Genomic DNA, 22,010 nt, shown 5'->3' with positions numbered 1-22,010 from the left:
TTCGCGGCCTCATTTCCCGTCAGACCAGCCCGGACCCTTTCAGTTGGCGCTGGCGCATCAGCAGGTACAGGGCAAAGCCCACCGCAACCCCGGGAACCACGCCCAGCAACAAGGCCAGCCAGCCACCACGCACCTGGTAACGCTGGCGCTCAAACAGCACCCAGATCGCCAGAATCACCCAGCACAGGATGACATCGGTGGCGTAGCCAGCCGCATAAGGGTTGACGAAACCGCCAGCGGCGGCAGCCAGTATATCCGGGTTGGCCATGAGCGGCGGGATGACCAGCACCGCAAAAGCGCCGCAAAAGATCAGCGCCACCATGATCAGCAAACGACGAAACAGGCTTTCGGACATGGGCAATCCCTCCTTGGGTAAGTTTTTCTGTTCCCCTATCGTTGGCATTAATCGACCCGCTGTCCAGTAGCTAACAATGGCGCCATTGGGTCAGCGGCTAAAGCGGTGCTAGAGTGACCGCTCCTCTTTTCAATCAGGACACAGCCATGTCTGCCACCCTTCGTTGCGTTCACATTGTGACAGCCCTGCTCGCCCTTACCCTGTTGAGCGCCTGTAGCCGTAGCCCCGATGCCGGCGATGCCCAGAAAGCCCTGGAAGCGGAAATGCGTAACGCCCATCTGGATGGATTGCTGGAAGTCACCGATGTGGAAAAGCACAACGGTTACGAGGATGGCGATGGCCGCTACACCGTGGAAGTCAGCTACAGCCTGGAGGCCCAGGAAGATCTGGAGGGCTATACCAACCAGGTAAAAGGCAACGAGGAACTCTCCGGCCTGGACCGGTTCGCCATGATCATGGCGCTGAGCGCGTTGCGGGTGGAGCACGGCAATTTCAAGAAAGGCGACACCTTCCAGCGCCAACGGGTCATCCACTTCCGGGATACAGAAAAGGGCTGGATGCCGTTGGAATAGGAAGCCGCTGCAGGCTTCACGCTACACGCGGCAACGCGGCTTGGGGATGGAGCCGTACGACGGCCGCCCTGCCCGCGGAATTCAGTTGAACGTTCAAAGTGAAAAATTGAAAAGGAAAACCGGGGGTCGGACCACACCGTTGGCTCTAGGGAAACTCTGAAACCTGCCGAGCTCAGATATCCCTGATCGCTCTGCTGGCGATGGCCTCGCTGCGCGAGGTTCGCACCCTAAACGGTGCTCCTACAGCAGCTTCGTAGAAAGATCGATGCCAGAAAAACCTTTCTGTTTTTCCCTATCGGCTCCAACGTAGCTCATCGCTATTTATGCCCCGAGGCCAGCAGGCACTGCATCAGTACCGCATCCTCGTGGCCATCGCCCCGGCGGTAATAGTTTTTGCGGATGCCGGAAACCGTGAAATCCAGTGACTCATACAGCGCCCGGGCACTGTGATTGCTTTCCCGCACTTCCAGGTAGATCACACTCATGGCATCGCGGCGGGCCGCGTCTATGGCCTGTTCCAATAATCGACGGGCCAGGCCCTGACGCTGGCGAGCAGGGGCCACGGCGATATTGAGCACATGGGTTTCATCAAGAATTCGCGACATAATCAGAAACGCCGCTGGCTGCTCCTCAACCTCCACCACCTGACACAGATAATGGGCGTTGCCGAGGCAATCGAGAAAGTGACTACGGCTCCAAGGGGTCAACTGCGCCGCCGTTTCAATGGCCAGCACCGCCTCCAGGTCTACCTCCTGCATGGCCCGAATCGGGCCGGCATCATCAAACGCCATCGTAGCCGTGGGCCTGCATGGCTTGCCAGCTGGCTTTCTTGTGCTGCACCGGGTCTGCCAGCATTTCTGCCAGGCTGCTGATCACCAGTGCCGGCAACCGTCCCAGCTCGAAAGGCTGGTAACGGGGCTGTTCAAACAGGGCCTCGGCCACCGTTTCCGGCAGACATAACAGCACCCGTTCTCCGCCGCTCTGCTCGCTGAGCCCGGCCACAAAGGCGGACAAGGCCTGGGCGGCTTCGTGCGCCGGCATGGGCTGTTCTGTGAGAGGGCAGAAGAAACGACGCGGGCGCTGCGGGCGCCCCTGAAACAGCGCCAACAGGTTGGCCATCAACGGGGCTTCGAAACGCCCCAGCCCCGGGGCCTGGCTGTCTTCCTGGGCACACAGCAACCAAGTGGTACCGCCCAAGTGGGCTTCCAGCGTAAATGTGAGCCCTTTCACTTTCGCCTTGGCGGGCGCAGGGGCCTCCTCCTTCGCCTGCTCTTGGGCAGGTGCCACGGAACGGGCCGATGGCGCTTTCGCCAATGCATCGGCTGCCGATGCCTCAGGTGCATGCTCGGCCGGGCTGGATTCAGCGGCGGCCAAGGGAACATCGACAGGAGCTTCAGGCTCCCGGGACGGCACCGCCACATCAACAACAGGCCCTGCCGATGCAGGGGCATTAGCCTGCTCTTCCTCTGGCCAGTCCAGCACCGGTGACGGCGCCGCCCCGGGCAAAGCCACACGGGCCACCCAGGGCGTCAGCCCCATAGCCTTGAGATAACTCTGGCGCTGCGCTTCGTTCATTGAGCACCTCCGGTGCCGCCACACGCCGGACGCACCACGCACCACGCAAGAAGAGCACCACCGACTCTCTTACCGTCAGGCCTCAGGCATCCGGCGTCAGGCAGTTTCTTCATACATCCGCCGCTTGAGGGTGGGCTCGTTCCACGCCGGCTGCGAAGTGATTCAAGGCGTTGAGGTAGGCCTTGGCCGACGCGGTAATGATGTCCACATCCGCGCCATGGCCGTTGACGATACGGCCGCCCTTCTCCAGGCGCACGGTCACTTCCCCCTGACTGTCGGTGCCCGCAGTAATCGCGTTAACCGAATACAGTTGCAGGGCCGTGTGGCTGTCCGCCAGCTTTTCAATCGCCTTGAAGGCGGCATCGACTGGACCGGCACCCGTGGCGGTAGCGTCCTGTTCAACACCATCAATGGACATCACAATGCGGGCCTGCGGGGTTTCACCCGTGCGCGCGCTGGCTTCCAGCAATACCAGCTTGAAGCGCTCCTGCTCTACCGCCCGTTTGGTGTCGCTGACCAGCGCCTGCAGGTCCTCGTCGAACACTTCGTGTTTCTTGTCCGCCAGGTCCTTGAAGCGCAAAAAGGCCTCGTTCATGGCCGCTTCAGACGCAAACACGATGCCCAGCTCGTCCAGCCGGGCCCGGAACGCGGCACGGCCGGAATGCTTGCCCAGCACCATGCGGTTGGTGTGCCAGCCCACATCTTCGGCGGACATGATCTCGTAGGTCTCGCGGTGCTTGAGCACCCCGTCCTGGTGGATGCCGGATTCATGGGCGAAAGCGTTGGCGCCGACGATGGCCTTGTTCGGCTGCACCGGGAAGCCGGTGATCTGCGACACCATTTTCGAGGTGGGTACGATTTCCCGGGCATTAATGCCGGTATCCACATTGAACAGGTCCTGACGGGTTTGCACCGCCATCACAATTTCTTCCAAAGAGGCGTTGCCGGCCCGTTCGCCCAGCCCGTTGATGGTGCATTCCACCTGCCGCGCCCCGGCCTGCACCGCCGCCAGGGAATTGGCCACTGCCAGCCCCAGATCGTTATGGCAATGCACGGAGAAGACCGCCTTGTCCGCATTGGGAATACGCGTGAGCAGCTGGCTGATGGTGTCACCGAATTGCTCGGGAATGGCATAGCCCACGGTGTCCGGAATATTGATCGTACGCGCGCCGGCATCAATCACCGCTTCGATAATACGGCACAGGAAGTCGATCTCGGAGCGGCCCGCATCTTCACAGGAAAACTCCACGTCACCCATATGGTTGCGCGCGTGCTTGACCGCTGCCACCGCGTGTTCGATGACCTGATCCGGCTCCAGCCGCAGCTTGTGCTGCATATGAATCGGGCTGGTGGCGATAAAGGTATGAATCCGCCCGGATTCGGCCCCGGCCAGTGCTTCCGCCGCCCGGTCGATATCCGCCGCCTTGGCACGGGCCAGGGAACAGATGGTGGATTCACGCACGGTATCGGCAATGGCTTTTACGGACCGAAAATCCCCCTGGCTGGCGATGGCAAAGCCGGCTTCGATCACATCCACCCGCATGCGCTCCAGCGCCCGGGCGATACGCAGTTTTTCATCCTGGTCCATGGTGGCACCGGGGCTCTGCTCACCGTCACGCAGGGTGGTATCAAAAATAATCAGGCGGTCTTTGCTCATGGGATCTCTCGCACATTATCGGGGGACTGGATCACCCCTTTTCACCGCAGGAGCACGCTTACAGGCTCCTGCGTTTCAAGTTCAGACTGGCGAACAGTTTACACCAGTCGCAGGGTGCGCAGCACGGCCTCACGTAAGGCGTCACCCGCTTCGCGCCCGGCGATGCCCTCAGCCAAACGGATCTTTTTGCCATCAATCTCGGCGATCAACGCCATGTACTCGGTCTGGCGGCCATTGCTGGTGCTACTCATGCCCGTCTTCAGCACCACTTGCTCTGCCCGCAGCAACTGGCCCTTGCGGGTAAACACGGGGATTCCCAGCCAGCGACGCAGGCTGCGCACTTCGCCACCGCGAATCCACACATCCAGCCCCCTGCCCAGGGTGAACACGGTGACCCCCACAATGAGATAACCAATCAGCCCGAAAATGCTGCCCATGAAGTACAACATAAAGCCTTCGCTGGCGGCGGCGATAAACAGCCCGGTGCCCACGGCGGCGAAAATGCCACCAAACACCAGCAGCGCCAGTTTCATCCCCAGGTGGCGGCCCGGACGGCTTTGCAGATGCAGGCCCTGGCTGGTCTGCTCCACCCGTATCTGCTCATTGGCGGATTCCAGTGCCTCCACCTGCCGCTCGCGCTGGTCGGCCATGACGTGGGACTCCGGCAGCCGGAAACGGCTCTCACTCTCTCCTGCCACTACCGGGATATCCCAGCTGCGTTTCAGCTTGCGATCTTCAACCATGCCCTCCAGCTCGACTCGCCAGCAGATATAATTGCGACCGCTACCGGATGACGGCGGCTGTTCCGCCGGCACATCGAAACAGAACAGGATATCACTGCCCTGCTGTGTGGGCTGGCACAGGGCGCGCTGGTCGGTCTGCCAGAGAATGTCTTCCACGGTCTTGCGGTCTTTACCGCTACCGCTTTCGCGGCCACGGATGCAGCTCAGCCACACATCCATATCCGTCTCCCGGGGCAACGCCTTGCCCAGGTGGATGGCGCCCCCTACCTGACCACCGGCATGGCCGGGCTCAGGATCCAGTTCCAGCGGGGTGGGGCCGAAGAACTGATAAATGCTGCGCATCTTCCAGCCCGCCCAGGCAATACCGGCACCCACGGCGGGAAACAGCAGTACCATCAGAATCGCGTAATCACCGCCACTGACCTTGTCCCAGACTGCCAGATAGGCCGGCGATGGCAGCAGGATGAAGATGGCGCCGAAGCCCACCAGAAACCAGTGGCCGGATTTTTCCTTGCTGTGGTACTGCCCCCCTTCTGCCAGATCCGCCTTGCCCTTGCTGCCCCGGTTGAACAGAAACATCAGGCCGCCACCCACCAAGGCAAAGACGCCGCCGAAGGCCAGGCCAAACACCAATGATCCCCAGCGCAGAGTGCGATCCAGAAAAGCCTCGGAGGGATTCGCCGGGTTGACCCAGGCCATGACGGTTCGCCCCCGGGAGCGAGCGGACTCCAGCCGGCTGGCCAGGCGCTGCCAGTAATCGTCGAAATTATCGCTACCGCTGTACTGACTCACGGTGCTGCTGGAATAGCTGCGCCCCTGATAGTCATAGCGGTAGTGGGCGCTGACACTGTAGGTGGTGGAGCCGTCGGAATAACTGCGATTGAGCGTACTGCTAAGCACGGTGGCCGGCACCCGGTCCCAGCTTCCGGCCTGCCAGTATTGAAAGGCGGGCTTGAGCCCCACAAAGAACATCACCGCCAGGCCTGCCACCAGGAAAACCCCGGGAAACAGGATGGTCATGCACCCTGATGCTTTATTATCTTTCTGTGTTTCCTGTTCTGCGTTTTCTGCCGTATTCGACACCCGTGATTCCCCCAAACAACAACACTCCGGCCAGGGCACCGTACAGGTGGGCATTCACATAAACCCGCCCGTCGATCCAGCTACGGAGATACTCCACGTCATAGCCTGCCTGCTGCTCACTGACAATGCGCCCGGCGATCACCAGCAACACCAGTGAATGCAACCAGGGATTCCCCCGCCAGCCCTGCAGCAGGCAATAGACCAGCAAGCCATGGAGGATACCGGACAGCCCCACATAGTGCTGCAAACCGGCATCCAGAAAATACAACGCCAGCCCGGTGAGCACCCCACAAAACAGCAACCAGCTCCAGAATCGCGCACGATCAAGCAGGTCCGTGAAAAAGTAACCACACAACAGCAGGCCAGCCAGGTTCAGCAGCATATGCCAGTGATTCAGGTGCACCAGATGGCAGGTGAAAAGTCGCCACCATTGCCCCTGCTCGATCGCCCCCCGATCAAACGCCAGCCAGGGATTCACCCAGGCATGCGCCAGCCCCAACACCACCATGGCGGCGATCACCAGGGCAAAGTGCGGACGGAGTTTTCTGTCTCTGGGTTGCATGGAGATACCGGCTGAAAGAAGAGCGGACATTATGAGGAGGCGACAACAGAGGGTGCAAGCCAAGAACCTCAGTTACGAGTTATGAGAAGCGAGTTTCGAAACTCAAAACCTGCACTTAAAGGCCTAGTTTTCGCTTCTCGTAACTCGTATCTCGACACCAGGATTATCGCGCCGCGAACGACGCTCCTACGGCGGATTCAGTACAGATGCCACAAAAAAGAAAACCCCGCACAAGGCGGGGTTTTCTTTAAAGCTTTCAATGGTCGAATGACCGGCTGATTTACATCATGCCGCCCATACCGCCCATACCACCCATGCCGCCCATGTCCGGGGCGCCACCAGCGGCATTTTCTTCCGGCTTGTCCGCCACCATGGCTTCGGTGGTGATCATCAGGCCGGCGATGGAAGCCGCTGCCTGCAGCGCGGAACGGGTCACCTTGGCCGGATCCAGAATACCCATTTCCAGCATGTCGCCGTACTCGCCAGTGGCTGCGTTGTAGCCGTAGTTACCTTTGCCATTGCGCACTTCCTGCACAATGACGGAGGCTTCTGCACCGGCGTTGTAAGCGATCTGGCGCAGGGGCATTTCCAGCGCACGGAAGGTCAGGGCAATACCGGCGTTCTGTTCGTCGTTGTCACCTTTGATGGTGCCAACATTAGCCAGAGCGCGCACCAGGGCAACACCACCGCCCGGTACCACACCTTCTTCTACCGCAGCACGGGTCGCGTGCAGAGCATCGTCAACGCGGGCTTTCTTCTCTTTCATTTCAATTTCGGTGGCAGCACCGATCTTGATGACTGCAACACCGCCGGCCAGCTTGGCCACACGCTCTTGCAGTTTTTCCTTGTCGTAGTCTGAGGAAGAGTTTTCGATTTCCTTGCGGATTTGCTCCACACGGCCATCAATATCTGCCTGCTGACCAGCGCCATCAACAATGGTGGTATTTTCCTTGTCGATGTTCACTTTCTTGGCAGTACCCAAATCTTCCAGAGACGCATTTTCCAGGCTCAGGCCCACTTCTTCGCTGATCACGGTGCCACCGGTAAGGATAGCGATATCCTGCAGCATAGCCTTGCGACGATCACCGAAGCCCGGCGCCTTCACAGCAGCACACTTAATGATGCCGCGCATGTTGTTCACGACCAGAGTGGCCAGTGCTTCGCCTTCAATATCTTCCGCAATGATCAGCAGCGGCTTGCCTGCTTTAGCCACATTTTCCAGAGCAGGCAGCAGCTCACGGATGTTGGAGATCTTCTTGTCCACCAACAGGATGTACGGGTCTTCCAGCTCGACCTGCATCTTTTCCTGGTTGTTGATGAAGTAAGGGCTCAGGTAACCGCGGTCAAACTGCATACCTTCAACCACGTCCAGCTCGTTCTGCAGAGACTGACCTTCCTCAACAGTGATAACACCTTCCTGACCCACTTTTTCCATGGCCTGGGCGATGATCTCACCAACAGATTTGTCGGCGTTGGCAGAGATAGTACCTACCTGCTCGATGCTCTTGGTGTTATCGCACGGGGTAGACAGCTTCTTCAGCTCTTCCACCACAGCAGCAACCGCCTGATCGATGCCGCGCTTCAGGTCCATGGGGTTCATGCCTGCAGTCACGGACTTGAGGCCTTCGTTTACGAACGCCTGCGCCAGCACGGTGGCAGTGGTGGTGCCGTCACCGGCTTCGTCGTTGGCCTTGGACGCGACTTCTTTCACCATCTGCGCACCCATGTTTTCGAACTTGTCTTCCAGTTCGATTTCGCGGGCAACGGAGACACCATCTTTGGTGATGGACGGAGCGCCGAAGGATTTTTCCAGTACCACGTTACGGCCTTTCGGGCCCAAGGTGACTTTCACTGCGTCTGCCAGAATGTTGACGCCTTTGGCCATACGTTGACGCGCTTCGTCACGGAACAAAATTTCTTTAGCCATGTTTTATATACCTCTGCGATTCTTTACCCAGTGATGGGCTGAATGCCCTTGCGGGCGTTCGATGTCTGTCTAGACCGGAAGAGTTATCCGGGCCGTATTCAGCGTTCAGCCTTCAACGACGGCCAGAATTTCGGCTTCGCTCATGATCAGCAGCTCTTCGCCTTCCACCTTCACGGTGGACCCTGCGTATTGGCCAAAGATCACCTTGTCGCCTGCTTTCACATCCAGCGGGCGTACATCACCGTTTTCGGTGATCTTGCCATTGCCTACGGCAATGACTTCGCCACGGGACGGCTTCTCGGCAGCGGAACCGGGCAGCACAATACCGCCAGCGGTTTTGGTTTCTTCCTCTTCACGGCGAACCAGCACGCGATCATGCAAAGGACGGATGCTCATTTTTCCTTAAACTCCCAGTTAGTTCTTTTGACACCCAAGTCGGCCACAGCGGCCAAACTCGACAGTCTGAATTAGCACTCTCATGAGTGGAGTGCTAATCATAGTAAGGACGCCAGCACAGTCAACAGGAAATACCGGCCATCACCGGGGCTCCCTGCGCCTGCCTGCTGGCCGTGGAATGGGGTCGTATCGGCGGGATTCAAGGGCGGGCGAGGAAAAAATCCTCTGGAGGAGTACGGGCGAGCATCACCAGGGTGTCACGCACTTGCCCAGCGTCTTCCGCCCGAGCCGGGAACGGTAGCCGACGTAACCGCGCCTCATGCCACAGCCAGGCACCCCAGGGGTCCACCGCCAGCATCTGCGCCCCCTGCCCCGGCGCGCCCAGCAAGGCCAGATAGTGGTCGATGGCCTCGGCATGATCATCATTCATGTGCCCGACCATGGCCTGTTCACGGGCCAGATCCCAACCCCACGGCTGCACCAGCGCTTCGGCATTCAACCAGGTCGCCCGGGCAAAACCCGGTATCCAGCGCGCCGTCGTCGGGCGCAACGCCAGAAAATGAAAATCCAGCTGGAGGTACTCACGGGCGTGAGGAAACACCTGAAAGTAACGCTCCCCCTCGGCCGGGGGCACAGCCACCACCTCGCCGGACACGGTCAACCGCATGGCCGCCTGCCAGTCGCTGTGCTGTTGCTCCACCCACACCAGTGATGCCGCCGGGTTGGCCGCCAGGTTCACACTATGCGCCGCCAACGCACTGACCAGCATCAACAGGCGCCCTTCATGGTCCGGAACCACATTGACGGCAGACGCAAACGGCGCCCCCTCACTGTCCACGGTAGCCAGTGCCGCATGGCTGTGCTGATAGATAAACGACTGGGCTTCTGCTTCCTGATGCATCTGTGGTCCTGCTCTCCGTTTCCCGTTTTACGGCGGGCCTGAGCAATCCGGTCATTGGCCTGCCCGCTGCACCTCACCATAATCCGTTGCAACGTGAACCGACAGTGTAAGGAATCACCATGGAACTGAACCAGAAAGTGATTGTTGTGACCGGCGCCGGCCGTGGCCTGGGTCGTGGCATCGCCACCTTTTTTGCCGGCAAAGGCGCCAGGCTGGCCTGTGTGGATCTGAGCCAGGAAGACCTGGACGCCACCGTAACAGCCTGTGAAGCCGCTGGCGGCGAAGCCCGCGCCTACCTGGCCAATGTGGCTAAAGAGGAAGAGGTGGAAGCCCTGTTCAACAATGTGGTTGCCGATTTCGGCGCCCTGCACGGCCTGGTCAACAACGCTGGCATCACCCGTGACGGGTTGCTGATCAAGGCCAAAGACAGAGAGCTGGTCAGCAAGATGAGCTTGCAACAGTGGCAGGCCGTGATCGACGTGAACCTGACCGGGGTGTTCCTGTGTGGCCGTGAGGCCGCCGCCAAGATGGTCGAAACCGGCGCCGAGGAAGGCGTGATCGTCAACATTTCCTCCCTGGCCCGCCAGGGCAGCTTCGGCCAGAGCAACTACTCTGCCGCCAAGTCCGGGGTAGCCGCCATGGCCGAGACGTGGGCGAAAGAACTGGCCCGCTACAACATTCGCACCGGTGCGGTGGCGCCGGGCACCATCAACACCGACATGCTGGCCGCCATGAAACCGGAAGCCCGCGAGCGCCTGGTACAAGCGGTGCCCCTCAAACGTCTGGGCGAAGCCGAGCACATTGCCCGCAGCGTGGCCTTTATTTTCGAGACCGACTATTTCACCGGTCGCTGCATCGATATGGACGGCGGGTTGCGCTAACAACGCCGGACGCTCAATGCCGAACGCATGATGCTACAACCCAAAAGAGGAAATCGACTGACACCGATTTCCTCTTTTGATTGTGCTCTGCATTTTTACTTGCAGCTAGAAGCGAGTCGCAGGAAGCTGCCTACCATGAATCCTGAATTCCGAGATGCCGTTTACCAGATCGTCGCCGCTATTCCGCCCGGCCACGTCAGCAGTTATGGTGCCGTAGCAAAGCAAGCGGGGTTTCCGCGTCATGCCCGTTTTGTTGGCCGGCTGATGAGTCAGCTCCCCAAGGACACCCGCCTGCCCTGGCATCGGGTATTGCGCGCCGATGGCTGTATTGCCCTTGCCGGCACCCCCTCGGGGGAGATTCAGACACAACGGCTACTGGATGAAAATATTCCGGTGCTGGGCGACCGCGTGCCCAGACAGTATTTCATCTAGGGAACCCGCATCGCCCCCTGCGAACAAAGTGTCTATGATGAGCCTTTCGCCAATCGGCAATACCCGCTAAGAGTCCTATGCCCCCACAATCGACCAGCTGGCAGCAATCCCTGAAGGCCTTCCTGCACCCCCGTGTAGAGACCATGTTTTTTTACGGGTTTTCGGCGGGCATTCCGTTGCTGCTGATTTTCTCTTCGCTGTCGCTCTGGCTACGCGAAGCAGGCGTAGACCGCTCCACAGTGACCTACTTCAGCTGGGCGGCACTGGCCTACTCGTTCAAATTTCTCTGGGCGCCGCTGATTGATCGCTTGCCTATTCCTTTCCTGACCCGCTGGCTGGGGCGACGGCGGGCCTGGTTGCTGGTGGCACAACTGGCGGTCGCCGCCGCCATTTTCAGTATTTCCCTGGTCGACCCCACCCAGCCCGGCGCCCTGAATGTCATGGCGTTTGCCGTGGTGTTGCTGGGCTTCACCGCCGCCACCCAGGATATCGTTATTGACGCCTACCGGATTGAATCCGCCGGGGCGGAATTGCAGGCGCTGATGTCCTCGTCCTATATCGCCGGCTACCGGATCGGCATGCTCACCTCCGGGGCCGGCTCTTTAGTACTGGCCAGCTGGCTGGGCTCCACCAGCGAGTCCTACAGCTACGCCGCCTGGCAAAGCACCTATGCCATCATGGCGCTAACCATGCTGGTCGGGGCCGTCACCACCCTGATCATTCGCGAACCGGAAAACCACCGGCCCTCCAACGCGCAGTACACCAGTCGTCAGTACCTCAAATTTCTGAGCCTGTTCGTGGTGGGCATCGCCACCTTTGTGACGGTCTACATCTTCACCGCCGAGTCCGCCGCCACCTTCCGCCAGACACTCACTGATGCGGTGAACAACGGAGCCTTATCCGGCCTGGTGGTGGAAACCCTGCGCCTGGCCCTGGCGATCACGCTGGTAGCCGCACTGATCAAGCTACTCTCCCTGACCCCGCTGTATGACAAGCAGCTGGTGCAGGAAAGTTATCTCGACCCGGTGAAAGATTTTTTCCAGCGCTATGGCAAACGCCTGGCCCTGTTGCTGCTGGTTTTCGTGGGCTTTTATCGCGTTTCCGATATTGTGCTGGGGGTGATTTCCAACGTCTTTTTTGAAGACATGGGCTTCACCAAGAACGAAATTGCCGGCGTGGTAAAAACCTTTGGGCTATTCATGACCATTGCCGGGGGCTTTCTGGGCGGGGTGCTGGCCATGCGCCACGGTGTTATCCGGGTGCTTTACCTGGGCGCCTTCCTCACCGTAGCCACCAACCTGCTGTTCCTGTGGCTGGCCTATGCGGGCCACGATATCCGCATCCTCTATGCGGTGATCTCCGCCGACAATCTCACCGCCGGCCTGGCCAGTGCCGCCTTTGTGGCGTTCCTGTCGCAGCTCACCAATGTGTCCTTCACTGCGGTGCAATACGCCATCTTCAGCTCCCTGATGACATTGCTGCCAAAAACCATTGGCGGCTACTCCGGCAGCATGGTGGACAACCTGGGCTACCCGGGCTTCTTCCTGCTGGCCAGCCTGATGGGCGTACCCGTGCTGGGCCTGATCTACCTGATCCAGCGCCACAGCGCGTTTAGGAACTAACCCAAAACACCGCTCATCGGCTACTTTTCAATCAATTCGCAAACCGGCTATAGTGGAGACTTACAAAAAACAACAAGAAATCCGATGACCGTCTCTGAACTCGATATCCTGGTGGTAGACGACGCCCGCTTTTCCGCCGCCGTGGTCAACCGCACCCTGGCCACCGCCGGCTATACCGGTATCCGCCATGCCCACAGCGCCCACGATGCCCTTGGCCAGCTTGCCGAGAAACCGGCCGATCTGGTGGTGGCCGACTGGTTGATGCCCGGCATGGACGGCCTGGAGCTGACCCGCCGCATCCGCCAGAACGACGAGGCCAACAACCGCTATACCTATGTGCTGCTGCTCACTGCCCGCGAAGGCGTGGACGCCCTGCAGCAGGCCTTTGATCAGGGCGTGGACGATTTCGTCTCCAAGTCCACCATGACCGAACAGCTGCAACACCGGGTGATGGCCGCAGACCGCATTATCCAGCGCCACAACCGGGTGCAGGCCGACTACCAGCGCATGCTGACGGTGAACCGCCAGCTCAAACGTCAGGCCCTGATCGACCCGCTCACCGGTTTTGGCAATCGCCAGGACGCCCTGCGCGCGCTGGACAGCACACTCAAACACGCCCAGAAACGCGGCGGCGCCGCCTGCATGCTGCTGATGCGCCTGGAAGACTTCGAGCTACAACAACGCCAGCGCGGCAACAAGGTCATGCAACAAGGCGTCCTCGCCTTCAGCCGGCGTCTGCGCCAATCGGTCCGGCCCATGGACCATCTGTGTCGCCTGCAGCAGGATCACTTTGCACTGATTACCTACCAGCCACAGCTGAGCCACTGCGACCCCACCAGCTTCCGGCGTCTGTACGACAGCCTGAACCACCGCGCCTACCAGACCGCCGCGGGCTTTCTCAGCCTGCAAGTCAGCATCGCCCTGGCCGCATCGGCTGGCGGAAACAGTGCGGACGGCATGCTCGAGCAGGCAACCCTGGAGCTGGAGCAGGCCCTGGCAGAAAAACGGATCGTCTCCGCTGCAGCAAGCGCCTGACATACCGAACATTCCCGGCACCTTCGCAGAGAAAAACGCTCCATTTAATGCCCGTCAGGGCTTACCATTCCCCCCATGACTGAATCCCTTCCTCACTGGTACCTGCTCGGTGCCGGCAACATGGGCACACTGGCCGCCTGGTATCTGACCCGTGCGGGCCATACCGTCAGCATCGTTACCGACAACCCGCAACCGCCACTGCACAAACAGCTTTTTTTTGCTGACCAAAGCGTGTCACTCACCCTCTCCTGCGCCAGCCCGGAACAGCTCCCCGCGACCATTACGCATTTATTGGTGGCCAGCAAAACGCCTTACACAGAAGCAGCGTTACGCCGGGTGAAAGGCCATATTAGTGACAAGACCCTGGTGCTGCGCTTTCAGAATGGCATGGGAGCACTGGATGGCAGACTCCCTGCCGGCACTGCCGTGCTGGAGGCCATCACCACCAGCGCCGTGAAAGGGCAGTCACCACAGCACACCATCGTGGCAGAAAACACCACCTGGTTGGGTGGCACCCAGCAGCCACCGCAATGGCTGAAAGGCCTGCAGCGCCACTGGCCCGACCTGCACTGGGAAGCAGACATACGCTTGGTGCAATGGAAAAAACTGGTGGCCAATGCGGTGATCAATCCGCTCACCGCCCTGCACGATGTGCCCAACGGCGCAGTCGTTGACGATCCGGCCTTGCAACAGGAAGCCCACGCGCTCTGCGCCGAGGCCGACACCCTGCTAACCGCACTGGATTCCCGCTGGCCCGGCCATTCGTTTTCCGCCGTGCTGCAGGTGGCCCGCGCTACCGCCGGCAACACCTCCTCCATGCGCGCAGACCGGCAGCGCGGCGCCACCACGGAAATCGAGGCCATCAACGGTTGGCTGCTACGCCAGGCACAACGCCACGGCCTGGACCTGCCCACCCACCGTCGTCTGGTTAAAGCCCTGACGCCTACATAAACGCACAGGCCCTCAGCGGCCGGCTCTGGTAAGCTCCCCTGCGTGCAGACCCCATTGTTCGGAGGATGAATGTCCACTCGCCACGCCACTCGCTCCACTCGCTATCCCGCGCTTTTTTTACCTGCTGCTGTCAGCCTGTTACTCGCCGCCCCGTTGCAGGGGATCGCCGGTGAACCCACTGACACAACAAACACGACGGACGCGGCCAGCGACCGTCACGCCCTGGGCACGGTCAAAGTCAGTGGCGCTCGCAACACCAGCCTGGCTGGCGAGCTGCCCACCGGCACCGTGGTGATCGACCGGGAAGCCATCGACAGCCTGCCAGCGACCAATCTGGCGGATCTGCTCGACACCGTGGGCGGCCTGCAAAGCAGTCGCCTGTATGGCATCAACGGCAGTAACGCCAGCGTGGATCTGCTCGGCTTCGGCGCCACCGGCAACCAGAACACCCTGATCCTGCTGAACGGCCGCCGACTCTCCAACATCGACCTGACCACCCCGGAACTGACCGGCATTCCCCTGGCGGCCATTGAGCGCATCGAAGTGCTGCCCGGTGCCGGTGCGGCCTTGTACGGCAACGGCGCCGTGGGCGGCGTGGTCAACATCGTCACCCGCCGCAGCTATCGCAACAGCGCCGGGCTGGAAATCAACAGCGGCAGTTACAACAGCCTCGGGGGCAACGGCTACGCCACCGGCAACCACGGCAACCTGAGCGGTGCGGTGGCGCTGAGCACCCTGGACAGCGATGGCTATCGCGACAACAACGCCCTGCGTAACGACAGCGCCTTCGCTGACCTGCGCTACCAGCAGGACCGTGTTGAAGCCTATTTCACCGCCAATGGCACCCGGCAATCCCAGGACCTGCCGGGGGGCCGCGACCCCATGGAATTCAATAATGATCCGCAAGGGGCCGATACCCCCGACGACGACGCGGAGCAGGAAAGCTACTGGTTGATGCCCGGCCTGCGCATTGCCATGGCCGGCAATACCGCGCTCACTCTGGACGCCAGCCGCCGCCGCCAGACCCAGGAGTACCGCTACCCCTCCAGCGGTTTCAACGGCGAGTCAGTGGTGGACAGCTACAGCTTCACTCCCAAGCTGGAAGGCCAGACCGCCACCGGCAGTGCCATGCATAACTGGACGCTGGGCGTGGATCTGCACGAATACGATTACACCAGCCGGACCAATTTCGGCGACCGGGAACTGGAACAAAGTCAACGCGCCTGGTACCTGCACAACCTGGTCAGCCTGACCCCGAAACTGTCTGTCAGCGCCGGCGCCCGCCAGCTGGAAAGCACGCTCAGCGGTGAAGGAGCCGACAAGGAGCAGGACGGCGAAATGTACGAGGGCGGCATCCGTTACACCTTCACCGGCAACCTGGCCCTTTTCGCCGGCGCCCAGCGCAGTGTACGCATCGCCAATGTGGATGAACTGTCCCCGTTCAACCCGCCCATCGATCCGCAAACCGGCCACAGCTACACCACCGGCGCCAGCTGGTCGCAGGGCCGGCAGCACTCCACGCTGACGTTCTGGCGCGCCGAGATTGATAACGAAATCGTTTACGACCCCATCGCCTTCGCCAATCGCAATCTGGACGACCGCACCGTGCACAAGGGCGTCAGCATCAACTCCCGCTGGCGGCTGGACAAGGACATCACCTTCACCGCCAACGCCAGCGCCCAGCAAGCCCGTTTTGATGGCGGCCCCTTCAGCGGCAACGACGTGCCCTTGGTGCCCGAACACACCATGGAACTGATTGCCGACTGGCAGGCGCTCACCTGGCTGTCCGCCCAGATCAGCCACCGTTACGTGGGCGATCGTCATTACGACGGTGACGTGGACAATGAGTACCGCAAACTGGATCACTACCGCACCACCGATCTGCAACTGACGGCCCGCTATCGCAAACTCTATCTCAAAGCCGGTGTCTACAATCTGGAAGACAACGTGAATGCGGACTACGGTAACTACAACCCGGGCAGCAGCAACGCGGTACTCTACCCGTTGCCAGAACGCCATTACCGGGTCGCACTGGGCATGGAGCTGTAATGAGTGATAGCAACGGAACCGGAAACCGCGACAAGACCCGCATCAACCGGGTCATCACCCGCACCGGGGATGCCGGCGAAACCGGCCTGGCAGACGGTTCACGGGTGAGCAAGTGTCACCCGCGCATCGTGGTACTGGGCGAGCTGGACGAACTGAACAGCGCCCTGGGCGTACTGCGTGCCCGCCCGCTGGATAGCGATCTGGACGCGGTACTGGGCCTGGTCCAGCAAATGCTGTTCGACATCGGCGGCGAGCTGGCCATTCCCGGCCACCGCGTCATTGATGATCACGACCTGGTGGAAGTGGAATCCCAGGCCGACACCATCAATGCCGAACTGCCCCCATTGAAAGAATTTGTGCTCCCCGGCGGCCACCCGGATGCCGCCTGGTGCCACCACTGCCGTACCGTGGCGCGCCGGCTGGAACGCCACGTTATCGCCCTGCACGAGACCGACGAAGAGGCGGTCAATCCGGTGAGCCAGGCGTTAATCAACCGGCTTTCCGACCTGTTGTTCGTCATGGCCCGCCTGATCAACCTGCGCCACGAAGCCCCGGAAACCTTGTGGATGCCCAAAGCAGATCGGTGAGGTGAGGGAGCGCCAGAGGCGAAAAACCGCCCCTTCGTGGCCCGTGTTTGTCTGGCCAGGTATCCGGCGCCGCATTATGGAAAGATTGTGCAAACCGGCCCACCTCTACTGCTAGCGCGCTACACTGAAGGTCCTGACTGATGATGTAGCGCCATGGGCATTCGCAATAAACTGTTTCTGATTTTCCTGGGTACCTTTCTGGTGCTGATCGTGGCCGCCAGCGGATTCTATTATCTGTCTTTTGTGCGCAGCCTCGACACCTACCTGGACGAACGCCAGCAATCCCAGGTAGAGCGCCTGGCCAATCACCTGGGCACTCTCTACCAACAACAGGGATCATGGCAGTTTCTGCGCGACGATCCCCGCCGCCTGAAGCGACTTTACTGGCTGGCCGGTGATCGGGAAGAAGGCAAAGACGACCGCGGCGATCACCGCCACCTGCAACTGCTCGATGCCCGCAAGCGTGTGCTGCTTGGTCCGCCTGCCCCGGAAAAATACCGTGTCGATGTGCCCATTCAGGATGATCGCCGCATCGTGGGTTATCTGACTTACCCAGACCAGGAAGCCATTCGCGATAAACTCGACCGCCGTTTCATGGGCCGCCAGCTTCGCTTTGCCCTGTGGATGCTGTGCGTAGGGCTCGGCCTGTCTCTGCTGGTTTCCTGGCTGCTGGCCCGCCACCTGGTGGCACCAATTCTGGCGCTTTCCCGCCATACCGCTGAACTGCAGGAAGGTAACTACGACTCTCGTCTGGCCAGCGACCGCCGGGATGAGCTCGGCACCTTGACCCGTCAGGTTGACCAGTTAGCCGAGCGTCTCGACCAGGGCCAGCAGGCACGGCAACGCTGGTTCTCGGATATCGCCCATGAGCTACGCACTCCGGTGGCCATTCTCCAGGGCGAGCTGGAAGCACTGTGCGATGGCATACGGCCCCTGAATCAGGAAAACCTGAAAGGGCTGGAAAGTGAAGTCGCTCAACTGACCCACCTGATTAACGACCTGCACGACCTGGCATTGGCCGACGGTGGCAACCTGCGCTATCAGTTCCGCCTGGAAGACTTGAGCAGCCTGGTGGAAGAGGTACTCGACAGTTATCGAGGTGCGTTCGCGCAGCGTGACATCACCTGCAAAATCACTCTGCCCGACCAGGCCGTGATCCAGCAGGATCCCGTGCGGCTGCGCCAGTTACTGGATAACCTGTTCCAGAACAGTCTCAAGTACACCGCCGACGGCGGCGAGTTAGCCGTCTCCCTGAACCAACAGAAAGACAGCACCTGGCAATTGACGGTGGACGACAGCGCCCCCGGCGTCCCCGACGATGCCCTGCCCAAACTGTTTGACCACTTGTACCGGGTGGAAAGCTCACGCAACCGCCGCACCGGCGGAGCCGGCCTGGGGCTCGCCATATGCCTGCGCATTGTCGAGGCCCACGGCGGCACACTCCATGCAGAACACAGCCCGCTGGGCGGTGTGCGCATCCAGATCTCGCTACCGGGAGATGCCCAATGAGCCGTATCCTGATCGTGGAAGACGAGCCGCGCCTGTCACAGCTGGTGGCGGATTACCTGCAACACGCCCACTACCAGACCGAACAGACCGACAGCGCCAAAGCCGCCATTGCCCTGGCCCGTGAGCAATCCTTTCAGGCGGTATTGCTGGATCTGATGTTGCCCGACGGCGACGGCATGGAAGTGTGCAAAGCGATCCGTCAACACAGCAACGTGCCGATCCTCATGGTCACCGCCCGGGTGGATGAAGTGGACCGCTTGCTGGGCCTGGAACTGGGCGCTGACGATTACATCTGCAAGCCCTTCAGCCCCCGTGAACTGGTGGCACGGGTAAAAGCGGTGCTACGCCGCGCCAACCCCGAACCCACCGAACAAGAGCACGAATTACAACTTGATGAAGAGCGCTACGAGGCCATTCTCAAACAGCCACAGGGCCAGCAGCGCATCGCCCTTACCGCTATCGAGTTTGCCTTGCTCGCCACCCTGTCTCGTCACCCAGGCCGTATCTGGTCACGGGACCAGCTAATGGACGAAATCTATAAGGACCACCGCGTGGTTTCCGACCGCACCATCGACAGCCATATCCGCAAACTGCGCCGTAAACTCAGCGACGGCGACGAGCAATCCCATGACTGGATCGGCAGTGTTTACGGAGTGGGGTATCGGCTGGAAACGCCTTGATACCGCACGGACTTGTAGGCGTTCCCTTCCAGGGGACGAACCGTGCCGCCGAAAGGCGATCAATCGTGCGGAACGCCCGTCTAGCGCCTCGCTTCGCGAGGTTCGTCCCCAGGAAGGGAACTCCTACAGCACAAATCAGGCGTCGTTCCGGTTTTGATTTTCCTTGCCGCTCGAGGCTTTAAGCTTGTGACTGTTCTTCCACATTTCCTGCATATTCCTTGCACCTTGTTACGCAATACTCTCCCCATCACATTCAAGGACTCAATGGAGTCATAAGGAGAGAGCCCCATGAAAAAAATCGCTATCGTTATTCTTGCTGTTTTTGCCACATCCGCTTTTGCCATGGGTCCCGGTCAACGGGGCGGCGAAAAAATGGTCGAGCACATGACCAAGAAACTGGAACTGACCGATACCCAAAGCGCCCAGATGCAGACCGTCTTTGAAGAACAGGGTAAAAAAATGAAAGCCTTGCACGATGAGACCCAGACAAAGATCAATGCACTACTGACGCCCGAGCAGCAAGAAAAGCTGGCCAAAATGCAAGAAGACCGTAAAGAGCGCCGCGACGACCGCCACGAAAAGCGCAAAGAGCGTTAATCAATAACGCGGCACCACTCACAAAAAAGGCCTTCATATGAAGGCCTTTTTTGTTTATGCAGATCACGTAGGTTTTCGAAATATCACGTGCCTGTTCCACAACCATTTTCACAGTCATCTTCACAGCAACGCCTGACGCATATCCGTCAATAGTTGGCTCAGGTAGGTCGTGAACCGCGCTGCGGCCGCGCCATCAATGACACGGTGATCGTAGGACAGGCTCAGCGGCAGAATCAGCCGCGGCTGAAAATGGTTACCATCCCACACCGGCTGCATATCAGAGCGGCTCACCCCCAGAATCGCCACTTCCGGCCAGTTCACAATCGGGGTAAATGCGGTGCCGCCAATACCGCCCAGGGACGAAATGCTGAAGGTCCCACCTTTCATGTCCGCAGGTGTCAGTTTGCGGTTACGGGCTTTCTCGGCCAGCTCGCCCATTTCCAGAGCGATCTCCTTCAACCCTTTCTTGTCCGCATCCTTGATCACCGGCACGACCAGACCGTTGGGCGTGTCTACCGCGATACCGATATTGATATAGCCTTTTTCAATCAACGCCTCGCCACTGTTTTCCAGCGAACTGTTGAAACGCGGGTACTCCTTCAACGCTCGCGCGCAGGCTGTCACCAGAAACGCCAGCATGGTGAGCTTCACGCCCTCGCGTTCAAGGCGTTTGTTCTGGCTTTTGCGGAACGCTTCCAGATCGGTGATATCCGCGTTGTCATGCTGGGTCACATGGGGGATGGTCAACCAGGAACGTGTCAAATTTTGGGCGGATACCTTGCGCAGCTTGTTCAGCTCGACCCGTTCGATGTCGCCAAACTGGCTGAAATCAATCTCTGGTAACTCTACCGCCAGCCCACCGCCAGCGCCCCCGGCCGGCTGCCCTTCCAGGCGCTGCTTCACATAGGCATGCACGTCATCTTTGAGAATGCGGTCTTTCGGGCCAGTGGCGCGAACCTGTGACAAATCCACCCCGGTTTCCCGTGCCAGCTTGCGCACCGCTGGGCCAGCGTGAACAAGCGTGGACGGAGACGCGCCACTGTCGGCGGCTTGCTCCCGGGATGATGAGGGAGGCTCGCTTTTCTGTGCCGGCTTGCCTTGTGCGCCTGTGTCGCTTTCTTTCCCGGTTCCCGTCTCATCCTTATTGGCGTTTTCGGCATCAGCCTCTTTTTCACTCTCCGGTTCTCGCTCGCTTTCTTCTGCTGATGCCGAACCACCCGCAACCGCCAATGTAATCAGGGCATCACCGGTGCCGACCTTGTCTCCAACGCTGACGCTAACCGACTCCACCTTGCCGGCATTCGGCGACGGAATTTCCAGCGACGCCTTGTCGGATTCCACCACCACGATGACCTGCTCTTCGTCGAGCTCGTCACCCACAGCCACGTTGACTTCGATAATCTCTGCCGCATCGATATCGCCGAGATCCGGCACCTTCACGGTTTCGGTGCGGCTTCCCGTCGGCTCTTTCGGTTTCTCCGCTTTGTCACTGGAGTCTGCGCTGCTCTTAGTGCTCTGCTTACTCGGTTTACTCTGCCCTTGGGCCCCTGCACCGTTGCCTTTCGCCGTGTCGCCTTCGTCATCCGCGGCAACAGCATCATCGCTGTCATCGGCCTCTTCGCCCTCAAGCTCCATGATTGCATCACCTTCCTTGACGCGGTCACCCACCTTGACACTGATTGCGGCAACTTTTCCGCCCTGGGGCGCGGGCACTTCCACCGTGGCCTTGTCGGATTCCAGTACAATAATGGTGTCTTCGGCGCTAATGGTATCGCCGACTTTCACGCTGATCTCGATGACATCAACAGGATCACTGCTGCCCACATCGGGAACATGAATTTGCGTTTTACTCACACCTGAACTCCTTATAGTGAGATCACTGATCGATAATCAGTG

General features: G+C 59.9%; 21 protein-coding genes. 11 read left to right on the top strand and 10 right to left on the bottom strand.

Translation table 11 applies throughout. The features are described from left to right. Window positions 1-19: 19 nt before the first annotated feature. Window positions 20-355 (bottom strand): DUF2834 domain-containing protein, encoded by a 336-nt coding sequence (locus tag ADG881_RS15005; RefSeq protein ID WP_007149769.1) that lies wholly within the window; start codon window positions 353-355, stop codon window positions 20-22. A 146-nt stretch (window positions 356-501) separates the two neighbouring features. On the opposite strand from ADG881_RS15005, the gene ADG881_RS15000 reads away from it, so the two are divergent. After that, a complete protein-coding gene (locus ADG881_RS15000) occupies window positions 502-927 on the top strand; it encodes a hypothetical protein (protein WP_050760175.1) in 426 nt (141 codons plus the stop codon). A 317-nt stretch (window positions 928-1,244) separates the two neighbouring features. Here the strand turns inward: ADG881_RS15000 and rimI are convergent, their stop codons facing one another. The 8 genes from rimI to ADG881_RS14960 form a co-directional block, all read right to left on the bottom strand. After that, window positions 1,245-1,718: a ribosomal protein S18-alanine N-acetyltransferase gene (gene rimI / locus ADG881_RS14995; protein ID WP_007150494.1), complete on the bottom strand. Its 474-nt coding sequence runs from the start codon at window positions 1,716-1,718 to the stop codon at window positions 1,245-1,247. After that, window positions 1,708-2,502: a hypothetical protein gene (locus ADG881_RS14990; protein ID WP_007151170.1), complete on the bottom strand. Its 795-nt coding sequence runs from the start codon at window positions 2,500-2,502 to the stop codon at window positions 1,708-1,710. Before ADG881_RS14990 ends, rimI begins: the two co-directional genes overlap by 11 nt. Window positions 2,503-2,611: 109 nt before the next feature. Further along, window positions 2,612-4,159, bottom strand: a complete 1,548-nt coding sequence (locus ADG881_RS14985) for a 2-isopropylmalate synthase (RefSeq protein ID WP_007148658.1) — start codon at window positions 4,157-4,159, stop codon at window positions 2,612-2,614. A 98-nt stretch (window positions 4,160-4,257) separates the two neighbouring features. Continuing rightward, a complete protein-coding gene (locus tag ADG881_RS14980; protein ID WP_007148669.1) occupies window positions 4,258-5,922 on the bottom strand; it encodes a DUF3592 domain-containing protein in 1,665 nt (554 codons plus the stop codon). A gap of 16 nt (window positions 5,923-5,938) precedes the next feature. Continuing rightward, window positions 5,939-6,547, bottom strand: a complete 609-nt coding sequence (rrtA, locus tag ADG881_RS14975) for a rhombosortase (RefSeq protein WP_007149827.1) — start codon at window positions 6,545-6,547, stop codon at window positions 5,939-5,941. Window positions 6,548-6,827: 280 nt separating this feature from the next. Further along, entirely contained in the window at window positions 6,828-8,474 is a 1,647-nt protein-coding gene (gene groL / locus ADG881_RS14970) for a chaperonin GroEL (RefSeq protein WP_007148596.1), read from the bottom strand. A 105-nt stretch (window positions 8,475-8,579) separates the two neighbouring features. Continuing rightward, window positions 8,580-8,870, bottom strand: coding sequence for a co-chaperone GroES (gene groES, locus ADG881_RS14965; protein WP_007148402.1), 291 nt, complete (start codon window positions 8,868-8,870; stop codon window positions 8,580-8,582). Between the two features lie 199 nt (window positions 8,871-9,069). Continuing rightward, window positions 9,070-9,771: a HugZ family protein gene (locus ADG881_RS14960; protein WP_007148900.1), complete on the bottom strand. Its 702-nt coding sequence runs from the start codon at window positions 9,769-9,771 to the stop codon at window positions 9,070-9,072. A gap of 119 nt (window positions 9,772-9,890) precedes the next feature. Between ADG881_RS14960 and ADG881_RS14955 the strand changes: the two genes are divergently transcribed. The 10 genes from ADG881_RS14955 (at window position 9,891) to ADG881_RS14910 (ending at window position 20,114) form a co-directional block, all read left to right on the top strand. Further along, window positions 9,891-10,652, top strand: a complete 762-nt coding sequence (locus ADG881_RS14955; protein WP_007149017.1) for an SDR family oxidoreductase — start codon at window positions 9,891-9,893, stop codon at window positions 10,650-10,652. Between the two features lie 135 nt (window positions 10,653-10,787). Beyond that, window positions 10,788-11,084 carry an MGMT family protein gene (locus ADG881_RS14950; protein WP_007151306.1) on the top strand — a complete coding sequence of 99 codons (297 nt, stop codon included), beginning with the start codon at window positions 10,788-10,790 and terminating at the stop codon, window positions 11,082-11,084. 77 nt (window positions 11,085-11,161) lie between these two features. Next, window positions 11,162-12,706 carry an MFS transporter gene (locus ADG881_RS14945; protein WP_007150032.1) on the top strand — a complete coding sequence of 515 codons (1,545 nt, stop codon included), beginning with the start codon at window positions 11,162-11,164 and terminating at the stop codon, window positions 12,704-12,706. An 84-nt stretch (window positions 12,707-12,790) separates the two neighbouring features. Beyond that, window positions 12,791-13,741, top strand: a complete 951-nt coding sequence (locus tag ADG881_RS14940; protein ID WP_007148689.1) for a response regulator — start codon at window positions 12,791-12,793, stop codon at window positions 13,739-13,741. A gap of 75 nt (window positions 13,742-13,816) precedes the next feature. Next, window positions 13,817-14,692, top strand: coding sequence for a ketopantoate reductase family protein (locus ADG881_RS14935; protein WP_007149156.1), 876 nt, complete (start codon window positions 13,817-13,819; stop codon window positions 14,690-14,692). Between the two features lie 69 nt (window positions 14,693-14,761). Further along, the gene (locus tag ADG881_RS14930; RefSeq protein WP_007150553.1) at window positions 14,762-16,741 is read left to right on the top strand and encodes a TonB-dependent siderophore receptor; all 1,980 of its coding nucleotides are present in this window, start codon (window positions 14,762-14,764) and stop codon (window positions 16,739-16,741) included. Further along, the gene (locus ADG881_RS14925; protein WP_007151585.1) at window positions 16,741-17,328 is read left to right on the top strand and encodes a cob(I)yrinic acid a,c-diamide adenosyltransferase; all 588 of its coding nucleotides are present in this window, start codon (window positions 16,741-16,743) and stop codon (window positions 17,326-17,328) included. The genes ADG881_RS14930 and ADG881_RS14925 overlap by 1 nt, the downstream gene beginning before the upstream one ends. A gap of 153 nt (window positions 17,329-17,481) precedes the next feature. Further along, complete coding sequence (locus tag ADG881_RS14920; RefSeq protein WP_007149549.1) at window positions 17,482-18,837, top strand: ATP-binding protein; 1,356 nt, start codon at window positions 17,482-17,484, stop codon at window positions 18,835-18,837. Further along, complete coding sequence (locus tag ADG881_RS14915; protein WP_007150966.1) at window positions 18,834-19,517, top strand: response regulator; 684 nt, start codon at window positions 18,834-18,836, stop codon at window positions 19,515-19,517. Before ADG881_RS14920 ends, ADG881_RS14915 begins: the two co-directional genes overlap by 4 nt. A gap of 288 nt (window positions 19,518-19,805) precedes the next feature. Then, window positions 19,806-20,114, top strand: a complete 309-nt coding sequence (locus ADG881_RS14910) for a hypothetical protein (RefSeq protein WP_007151449.1) — start codon at window positions 19,806-19,808, stop codon at window positions 20,112-20,114. 120 nt (window positions 20,115-20,234) lie between these two features. On the opposite strand, the gene aceF is transcribed toward ADG881_RS14910, so the two are convergent. Beyond that, window positions 20,235-21,968, bottom strand: coding sequence for a dihydrolipoyllysine-residue acetyltransferase (gene aceF, locus ADG881_RS14905; RefSeq protein WP_039926916.1), 1,734 nt, complete (start codon window positions 21,966-21,968; stop codon window positions 20,235-20,237). Window positions 21,969-22,010: the final 42 nt, after the last annotated feature.

Origin of the sequence: Alcanivorax sp. DG881 (genome assembly GCF_000155615.1) — a bacterium.
Lineage (GTDB): Bacteria > Pseudomonadota > Gammaproteobacteria > Pseudomonadales > Alcanivoracaceae > Alcanivorax.
Note: the sequence above shows the minus strand (reverse complement) of the source record. Positions and strands in the feature narration are given on the sequence as shown.